This window comes from Rhodopseudomonas sp. BR0C11 (assembly GCF_010820945.1).
GTDB classification, from domain to species: Bacteria; Pseudomonadota; Alphaproteobacteria; order Rhizobiales; family Xanthobacteraceae; genus Rhodopseudomonas; species Rhodopseudomonas palustris_H.
Window position 1 is genome coordinate 1 of sequence record NZ_QTKI01000195.1, and the last position, 8,612, is coordinate 8,612.

10 protein-coding genes and 1 pseudogene are annotated in these 8,612 nt (G+C 65.7%); 2 read left to right on the plus strand and 9 right to left on the minus strand.

The genetic code is table 11. The annotated features are described in order from the left end of the window. Positions 1-159: 159 nt before the first annotated feature. The 5 genes from prmB to uvrC all read right to left on the minus strand — a co-directional run bounded on the left by prmB (position 160) and on the right by uvrC (position 4,795). Entirely contained in the window at positions 160-1,185 is a 1,026-nt protein-coding gene (gene prmB, locus DYI24_RS15480; RefSeq protein WP_164572929.1) for a 50S ribosomal protein L3 N(5)-glutamine methyltransferase, read from the minus strand. After that, positions 1,185-1,652 (minus strand): molybdenum cofactor biosynthesis protein MoaE, encoded by a 468-nt coding sequence (locus DYI24_RS15485; RefSeq protein WP_107343323.1) that lies wholly within the window; start codon positions 1,650-1,652, stop codon positions 1,185-1,187. The genes prmB and DYI24_RS15485 overlap by 1 nt, the downstream gene beginning before the upstream one ends. A 26-nt stretch (positions 1,653-1,678) precedes the next feature. Then, on the minus strand, positions 1,679-1,930 hold the full coding sequence (gene moaD, locus DYI24_RS15490) for a molybdopterin converting factor subunit 1 (RefSeq protein ID WP_107354525.1): 252 nt from the start codon (positions 1,928-1,930) through the stop codon (positions 1,679-1,681). Next, entirely contained in the window at positions 1,927-2,553 is a 627-nt protein-coding gene (gene pgsA, locus DYI24_RS15495) for a CDP-diacylglycerol--glycerol-3-phosphate 3-phosphatidyltransferase (RefSeq protein ID WP_164572930.1), read from the minus strand. The genes moaD and pgsA overlap by 4 nt, the downstream gene beginning before the upstream one ends. A 139-nt stretch (positions 2,554-2,692) precedes the next feature. Beyond that, positions 2,693-4,795 (minus strand): excinuclease ABC subunit UvrC, encoded by a 2,103-nt coding sequence (gene uvrC, locus DYI24_RS15500; RefSeq protein ID WP_164572931.1) that lies wholly within the window; start codon positions 4,793-4,795, stop codon positions 2,693-2,695. Positions 4,796-5,104: 309 nt separating this feature from the next. On the opposite strand from uvrC, the gene DYI24_RS15505 reads away from it, so the two are divergent. Beyond that, entirely contained in the window at positions 5,105-5,728 is a 624-nt protein-coding gene (locus DYI24_RS15505) for an outer membrane protein (RefSeq protein WP_012494872.1), read from the plus strand. A 347-nt stretch (positions 5,729-6,075) separates the two neighbouring features. Here the strand turns inward: DYI24_RS15505 and DYI24_RS15510 are convergent, their stop codons facing one another. The 3 genes from DYI24_RS15510 to DYI24_RS15520 all read right to left on the minus strand — a co-directional run bounded on the left by DYI24_RS15510 (position 6,076) and on the right by DYI24_RS15520 (position 7,721). Next, a complete protein-coding gene (locus tag DYI24_RS15510; RefSeq protein WP_159060649.1) occupies positions 6,076-6,273 on the minus strand; it encodes a hypothetical protein in 198 nt (65 codons plus the stop codon). 101 nt (positions 6,274-6,374) lie between these two features. Further along, positions 6,375-6,590 carry a cold-shock protein gene (locus tag DYI24_RS15515; protein WP_012494873.1) on the minus strand — a complete coding sequence of 72 codons (216 nt, stop codon included), beginning with the start codon at positions 6,588-6,590 and terminating at the stop codon, positions 6,375-6,377. Positions 6,591-6,863: 273 nt separating this feature from the next. Continuing rightward, positions 6,864-7,721 carry a 23S rRNA (adenine(2030)-N(6))-methyltransferase RlmJ gene (locus DYI24_RS15520; RefSeq protein WP_164572932.1) on the minus strand — a complete coding sequence of 286 codons (858 nt, stop codon included), beginning with the start codon at positions 7,719-7,721 and terminating at the stop codon, positions 6,864-6,866. Between the two features lie 292 nt (positions 7,722-8,013). Here DYI24_RS15520 and DYI24_RS15525 point away from each other — a divergent pair, with 292 nt between their 5' ends. Beyond that, a complete protein-coding gene (locus DYI24_RS15525; protein ID WP_011156739.1) occupies positions 8,014-8,409 on the plus strand; it encodes a response regulator in 396 nt (131 codons plus the stop codon). 77 nt (positions 8,410-8,486) lie between these two features. On the opposite strand, the pseudogene DYI24_RS28330 reads toward DYI24_RS15525, so the two are convergent. Beyond that, positions 8,487-8,612, minus strand: a pseudogene (locus tag DYI24_RS28330) (thioesterase family protein); the annotation flags it as partial.

The window sequence follows — 8,612 nt, forward strand, 5'->3', positions numbered from 1 at the left end:
TCGGCGGGGGGGAGTAGTCCGTGTTTCGACGTCATTCCGGGGCGCTCGCAAAGCGAGCGAACCCGGAATCCGGAGGTTGTTTCGCACGGCGCAGAACAGGTCGAGATTCCGGGTTCGCGAACTGCGTTCGCGCCCCGGAATGACGGTGCGCGTACGAAGTTACAAATCCGCTGCGGCGATCCAGAACACTTCGGCTTCGGAGTCTTCGCTGTCGAGCCACAGCAGCGGGAGCTGCGGGAATTCGTCTTCGATCTGCGGCCGGCAGCGGCCGACTTCGCACAGCAGGCCGCCGTCCGGGTTGAGGTGATCCTTCGCTTCGGCGAGGATGCGGCGGATGATGGTGAGACCATCATCGCCGCCGTCGAACGCCATCGCCGGTTCGGCGCGGCATTCGGCCGGCAGGCTCGCCATTCCGTCGGCGTCAACGTAAGGCGGGTTGGTGATGATCAGGTCGTAACGTTCCTCGCCGAGCGGGCCGAACAGGTCGCCCTGATACAGGCTGACGCGATCGTCGAGCCGGTGCTCGGCGACGTTGCGGGTCGCGACCGCGAGCGCGTCCTTCGACAGGTCGACGGCGTCGACCGTCGCGTTCGGGAAGGCGTAGGCCGCGAGGATCGCAAGGCAGCCCGAGCCGGTGCAGAGGTCGAGCACGCGTTCGACCGCCTCGGGCGCGTCGATCAGCGAGGTGTCGCCGCCGTCGAAATGCGAGTCCAGCAGTTCGCCGATATAGGAGCGCGGCACGATCACCCGCTCGTCGACGTAGAACGGCACGCCGCGCATGTAGATCTTGTTGACCAGATACGCCGCTGGAAGCCGTGCGGCGATCCGGCGCTCGATCAGGCCGAGGATCGCGGCAGCTTCACGCGCAGTGACGCGGGCGGAGGCGAACATCTCGAACTGGTCGGGATGCAGATGCAGCGTCTCGCCGATCAGGAACACGGCTTCGGCGATCGGATCGGTGGTGCCGTGCGCGAACACCACGCCGGCCTCGGCGAAGCGGCTGACCGCGTAGCGGACGAAATCGAGCAGCGTCACCAGTTCGCCCGGCGCCACCTTCGGCGGCTTGGCGGCCGCGGCCCTGGACGGGGCGGCGCCGCGCCTGGCCGGCTTGGCCTTGGCGGATCTTGCCGTCGGTGCTTTCGATTTGCCCGCCTTCTTGGTGTTCGCGGTCGCCTTCTTCGCCATCAATCCTTGCTCCATCGCGCCAGCGCGGCGTCGTCGCGGCTGTGCGCCTCGACCCAACGTGACTCGCCGGAGCGCTCCTCGCGCTTCCAGAACGGCGCGTTGGCTTTGAGATAGTCCATCAGAAATTCCGCCGCCGCGAACGCCGCCTGGCGATGCGCCGAGGCGGTCAGCACCAGCACGATGTTGTCGCCCGGCACCAGCCGGCCGACGCGGTGGATGATCGTCAGCGCGGTGATCGGCCAGCGTTTGATCGCCTCATCGGCATGGCGCTGGATCTCCTCCTCGGCCATGCCGGGATAGTGCTCGAGCGTCAGCGCCGCGACGGTGTCGTCGCCTTCGACGCCGCGGCACAGGCCGGTGAACGACACCACCGCGCCGATGTCGGTGCGGCCCTTCGTCATCGCCGCAGTCTCGGCGGCGAGATCGAAATCGGCTTCCTGAATACGGATGGTTACCGGAACGGTCATCGGATCATCCCGTGCGTTGCGCCGGCTTAGCCGCCAGTCATCGGCGGGAAGAACGCGACCTCGCGGGCGCCCTGGATCGGCGTCTCGGCGCGGACATGCGCGCGATCGATCGCGGCGCGGATCACGCCTGGCTTTTCGAACGCCAGCGCGTAGCCGTCGCCGCGCGCCGCCAGCCAGCCGATCAGGTCGGCGACCGTCGTCACCGCCGGCGGCGGTTCGACGGTCTCTTCGTCGACGCCGATCCGCTCGCGCACCCAGGCGAAATACTTCACCTTCATGCCTGATCCTCTTCGATCAGATGGTGGATGCCGGCGCGGAAATAGTCGTAGCCGGTGTACATCGTCAGCAGCGCCGACAGCCACAGCAGCGAGACGCCGATCTCGGTGGTGAACGGCAGCACCTCGTCGCCGGCTTCGCCCGCGAGCAGGAAGCCGATCGCGACCAGCTGCCCGGTGGTCTTCCACTTCGCCAGCCGCGTCACCGGCACGCTGACGCGGAGCGCCGCGAGATATTCGCGCAGCCCCGACACCAGGATCTCACGGCACAGAATCACGATGGCGGCCCACAGCGTCCAGCCGTGGATGATGCTGTCGGCGGCGAGCATCAGCAGGCAGGATGCTACCAGCAGCTTGTCGGCGATCGGATCGAGCATCCGGCCGAAGGCGGACTGCTGATCCCAGATCCGGGCGAAATGGCCGTCCAGAAAATCGGTGATCGCCGCGGCGATGAACACCGCCAGGGCCACCCAGCGCAGCGCCAGCGGACCGCCGAGGATCGACTGCGCGAAGATGCAGCCGACAACCACCGGGATCGCCGCGATGCGGGCATAGGTGAGGATGTTCGGAAGCGTCAGCGACGTCTTCGTTCCCCGCACCGGCGCTCTCGTCGAGACGTTGTTCATCGTGACTTACCAATACTGCCCGCGACGGAAGGTCAACCTCCGACCCGGCTGCTCTCGTTCCGTATCAGGAAAAGGTGAAATCCGCATTGGGCGCGGCCGCCTTCGGCGCCGCCGACTTTGGTCGGGGGCTGCCGGTGTGTCAGTCCGGACGGGCATGGAAAAACTCGAAGATTCGCTTGGCGCTTTCGGCGCTGATGCCCGGAACCTTGCCGAGATCGGCGATCGAGGCCCGTTCGATTTCCTTCAGCGTACCGAAATGCAGCAGCAGCGCGCGCTTGCGCGTCGGTCCGATGCCGGGGATTTCCTGCAGGCCGGCTTCGCGGATGTCCTTCTTGCGCAGTGTGCGATGCGACCCGATCACGAAGCGATGCGCCTCGTCGCGCAGCCGCTGGATGAAATACAGCACCGGGTCGCGCGGCTCGAGCTTGATGGCGTCGCGGTCCGGCAGGAACAGCGTCTCGCGTCCGGCGTCGCGGTCCGGTCCCTTGGCGACGCCGAGCAGGGTGACCTGGTCGGTCAAGCCGATTCCGGACAGCGCCTCGCGCGCGGCGTTGAGCTGGCCGCGGCCGCCGTCGATGATCACGAGGTCCGGCCACTGCGGGACGTCGTCGTCCTTCGGCTTGGCGGCGTCGCCTTCGGTCTGTGACGTCACCAGCCGCTTGAACCGCCGCTGCAGCACCTCGCGCATCATCGCGTAGTCGTCGCCGGGCGTCAGGCCCTCGGAGCGGATGTTGAACTTGCGGTACTGGTTCTTGATGAAGCCGTCCGGGCCGGCGACGATCATCGCGCCGACCGCGTTGGTGCCCTGAATGTGGCTGTTGTCGTACACCTCGATCCGCTGCGGCGTCTTCGGCAGGCCGAGCGTAGTGGCGAGGTTTTCCAGCAGCCGCGCCTGGGTCGCGGTGTCGGCGAGCTTGCGGCCGAGCGCTTCGCGCGCGTTGGTCTGGGCGTGGGCGACCAGCTCTTTCTTCTCGCCGCGCTTCGGCACCGTGATCTCGACCTTGTGGCCGGCCTTGACGCACAGCGCGTCGGCCAGCAACTCGGCTTCCTCGATCTCATGCGACAGCAGGATCAGCTTCGGCGGCGGCTTGTCGTCGTAGAACTGCGCCACGAACGCACCGAGCACTTCGGCCGGCGTGAACGACTTCTCGGCGCGCGGGAAGTAGGCGCGGTTGCCCCAGTTCTGGCCGGTGCGGAAGAAGAACACCTCGACGCAGGAGTAGCCGCCGTCCTGATGGATGGCGAACACGTCGGCTTCCTCGACGGTGCGTGGATTGATGCCCTGCTGGGACTGGATCGCCGAGAGCGCTGCGAGACGGTCGCGGTACAACGCCGCGGTCTCGAACTCCAGCTCCTCCGAGGCCTTCTCCATTTCGGCCGCCAGCAGCTGCTTCACCGCCCGGCTGCGGCCGGACAGGAAGTCGGTCGCCTCGCGCACCAGCTCGCTGTAGCCGGGGAAGTCGACCTCTCCGGTGCACGGGCCGGCGCAACGCCGGATTTGATACAGAAGGCAAGGCCGCGTCCGGCTTTCGAAGAACGAGTCGGTGCAGGATCGCACCAGGAACGCCCGCTGTAGCGCCGTGATGGTGCGGTTGACCGCCCCGGCCGAGGCGAACGGACCGAAATACCGCCCCGGACGGCTCTGCGCGCCGCGATGCTTGAGGATCTGCGGCGCCCAATGGTCGCCGGTGATCAGGATGTAGGGAAACGACTTGTCGTCGCGGAGCTGGACGTTGAAGCGCGGCCGCAGCTGCTTGATCAGATTGGCTTCGAGCAGCAACGCCTCGGTCTCGGTCGTGGTGGAGATCACCTCGACCTCGACGGTCAGCGCGATCATTCGGGCGATCCGCAGCACCTGGCCGGTCGGCCGGGCGTAGGACGCCAGCCGCTTCTTCACGTTCTTGGCCTTGCCGACATAGAGCACGTCGCGCTCGGCGTTCAGCATTCGGTAGACGCCCGGCGAGGTCGGGGCGAGTCGCACCGCGCGCGCGATCGCCGAGCGGCCGACCGCCATCGGTCCGGCACCGGGCTGAGCGGCTGCGTCGGCCTCGGTCTCGTCTTCGGCCTCCGGCAGGCGTGCCTCGTCGTCCTCCTCGACCGTCAGCTCGGCAGTGGCGGCGTCGATGTCCTGGGGGCCGGCATCCGGGCGCGCGTCGGCGGCGGGCGCCGGGGCCACGGGGGAGGCGGTGTCGAGCGGTGGTTCGGCCGCGGCCGCAGGCGGCTCGGCGGGATCATGAATCATGGCGGCCCCAACCTATGCGCTCGCTTCCGCGGTTGCCAGCGCAGGGCCTCGGCGGAACCGGTCCGCCGGAAATTCCGCTGTCTTGCCATGGTGTTGCCGCGAAAGCCGGGAAGTAAGATTTTGTTAACAATGCGCGCCGGATCGGTCCGCGGGTTAAGAACCGTTTAACTTAAAACTCTCGATAAATTCGACGGGAAAAGAGAGGAAAGCCGTAACCATTCGGGACATTTTCCCATCGGCCGCGGGAGGCCGATGACCGGACGCAGACTGCGCCGCCGCTGGCGCGGGCGGGTCGTCGAGGAGAGTAAGATGCGTAAAGTTACACTGGCAGCGGCGGCCGTGATCGCCGCAAGCGTGTCGACGGCTCAGGCGGCCGACATGGGTTATTACCGGTCGAATGCGCCCTATACGGTCAATCAGCCGCTGAACGCGTTCAGTTGGGCCGGCCCCTATCTCGGCGGCAACCTCGGCTACTCCTGGGGCAACGTCACCAACAACATCACCAAGCCGTCGGGCTTCTCCGGCGGCGTGCAGGGCGGCTACAACTGGCAGTCCGGCAACATCGTGTTCGGTCTCGAGGGCGACATTCAGTTCTCGACCGCGGACGACACCTTCGCGCAGTACAAGTTCTCGAACCCGTGGTTCGGCACTGGCCGTGGCCGCATCGGCTACGCGATGAACGACGTGCTGATCTACGCCACCGGCGGTCTGGCGTTCGGCCAGCTCAAGGGCCAGAACGTGTTCGCCTCGGAAAGCCACAGCTCTGCGGGCTGGACGGTCGGCGCCGGCGCCGAATTCGCCTTCGCGCCGAAGCTGAGCGCCAAGGTCGAGTACCTGTACATGAGCCTGTCGACCAGCAACTTCTTCATCACCGGCATGCCGAACGGCTACAACGCCGGGTTGGTCCGCGCCGGCATCAACTATCACTTCTAAGCCGCGCCTCATCGTCGCGACTAAAACCTTTGCGAACAAGGTTCGCGAAGCAGCCTTCGAGACCAAGAAACTTGGATCATCCACTCCCGGCCGGTTCTCCGGCCGGGATTTTCTTTGTCGGTCGCCGCTTTCGGGGTCGCAGCGCCGGCTTATCAGCAGCCGCAGTGCGTCGCCGGCAGGCTCTGCCGCCTAGAGCATCTTTGCTTTTGACAGAATCAGGACCGAACTTCCTAGCGGCCGCAGCTTGCAGAGCCTCATGGTGAGGAGGCGCGAAGCGCCGTCTCGAACCATGCGCCGCAGGCGATGTGGCTCCTCATCCTTCGAGACGCCCGGCTTTGCCGGGCTCCTCAGGATGAGGACTTCGGACGCTTGGCAAAGGCCAAATCCGCTTCAATCAATCGATGAAGCGCTCTAAGCGTCGCGTGATGTGGTTTGCGAAAGGAGGCTGTTGCGAAGGCCGCGCTTTGCAAAATGCTGCAAGTCGGCAGCAAGCGAAACGCCATCGCTTCGGGAAGGAGCGTCCGCGTGATGCCCGCGTCGCCCATGCCCGAACTCACTGCGCGCTACCTAACGGCACGCGCCAACGTCGTTGCGCCCCGTCCCAACCCGTGCAGCGCCGCCGCGACGCTGCAGCTTTCCGAGCCGATTACGGCGAGATCACCAAGTTGACCGCCTTGGGGCCTTTGCCCTTCTTGTCAGGCTCCACTTCGAATGAAATACGCTGTCCCTCGGTCAAGTCTTTCAAGCCGGCCCGTTCGACTGCGGTAATGTGCACGAACACATCGCGGCCACCGTCATCGGGCTTGATGAAGCCGTAGCCGCGCTCGCCGTTGAAGAACTTCACCGTTCCCGTCATTGCCATTCCGGAAACTCCTCCCAGCATGCTTTCCGACGCGCGCCGGCGCATCGGTGCGACCTGGCATTTCGCTGCCGGATAGCTTGGCCGAGAGCGGGACCTGCTACTGACTGCGGGTCCAATCAAAATACGCTTTGAGGCCTTGTCACTCCGCCGCCCCCATTCGCGGAAGCGGAACGTAAAGCCAGTCCAATGAAACTAGCATAATACGGAATTTAGCGGATTGCCTACGGTCGAGTTGCGACTTTTCGCAAGCTGTTGGGGGCAGCCAATGAGTAATCAAGACTTCGGGAATTCGAGACGGTAACGACCGACCCCACCAAGGCCGAGCGGACGCTCCAGCTCGGGGAGAACGGTTCTCAGCTCATCCGCCAGCGTCCAGGGCGGGTTGACGATCAGCAGGCCGGTCGACGTCAGCGGCCCGTCGGACTGCTGCGGCGCGACGCTGAATTCGAGCCGCAGACACTTGCCTTCGCCGCCCGCGGCGGCGGTCTCCGCCACGGCAGCCGCCAGCGCCTCGGTGGCGCGGCGGTTCTTGACTGGGTACCACAGCAGATACACGCCGGTCGGCCACTTGGCGTGGGCGGTGGCGAACTTGGCGGCCATCTGCTCGAACTCGTCCTTGCGCTCGAAGGGCGGGTCGATCAGCACCAGTCCGCGCCGCTCCTTCGGCGGCACGTAAGCGGTGAGTCCGGTCCAGCCGTCGAGATCCACCACCCGGCCCTGCGGGTCGTGGCGCAGCGCCGCGATCAGGTGCTTGCGCGCCACCGGTTCGAGCTCGCAGGCCACCAGGCTGTCCTGGGGGCGGAGCAGCGCGCGGGCGATCAGCGGCGAGCCCGGATAGGCGGTGAGCTCGCGCTGCGGGTTGAACGCCCGGACGATATCGAGATAGGGCGCGATCAGCGCGTAGGCCTCGTCGGAAAACCGCGCCTGCAGCACCCGGGCGATCCCGGTCGCCCATTCGCCGCCGCGGCGGGCCTCCTCGCTGGTCAGGTCGTACAGGCCGGCGCCGGCGTGGGTATCGATCACCCGGAAGGCGGCCGGTTTGTCGTGCAGGTACGTCATGATGCGGACCAGCACGAGGTGTTTGATGACGTCGGCGAAATTTCCGGCGTGGAAAGCGTGGCGATAATTCATGGCCCGTCCCCTAGCAGGGCGCGGCCTGCGCCGCCATGGTTTGGCGATCCGGACGCCAGCCCCGTACGACTACGAGGCCGGCCCGGTTCCAAATCCTGCGACTTTTCAAGTAGTTTGGCCGAGCTGGGCGATTTGGCCGCAGAAGCCCAATTAACGCGCTGTTTAACCCCCGATGCTAGTTCTTGCTTTGCGAAAGACCGGCGGTTGTACGCCAGGGCTTTCAAGAGAACCTGCGTTAGCCGGCCGGTCGGGCGGTGGTCGAACCACCCTGCGGCGCCTTGGGGAGTTGAAGATGGCGGTTGATTTGTCGATGTCGGTTTTGGTGGTGGACGATTACAGCACCATGATCCGGATCATTCGTAATCTTCTCAAGCAGCTTGGTTTTGAGAATATCGATGACGCCAGCGACGGCTCGGCAGCGCTCGCCAAGATGCGCACCAAGAAGTACGGCCTGGTGATCTCCGACTGGAACATGGAGCCGATGACCGGCTACGACCTGCTGAAGGAAGTGCGCGCCGATCCGAACCTGTCGCAGACCCCGTTCATCATGATCACCGCGGAGTCGAAGACCGAGAACGTGATCGCGGCCAAGAAGGCGGGCGTCAACAACTACATCGTCAAGCCGTTCAACGCGGCGACGTTGAAGACCAAGATCGAGGCGGTGTTCCCGGATCACGTCGCGGCGTAAGCCGACTGCCCCTTCGTCTTCCGCTCAGCTCTACGACGCGCTCCTCATCGAGGGGCGCGTTTATTTTTTGGAGAGGCTCAGCCTTCGGCGAAGCGCTTGGTGAACAGCGCGACGTCGACCAGGCCGCGGGCATGGCGGCCGTCGCCGACCTTGCGGTCGCCGAGGAACGAGGCGACGTCGAACCGGATCACACGGCGCTCCAC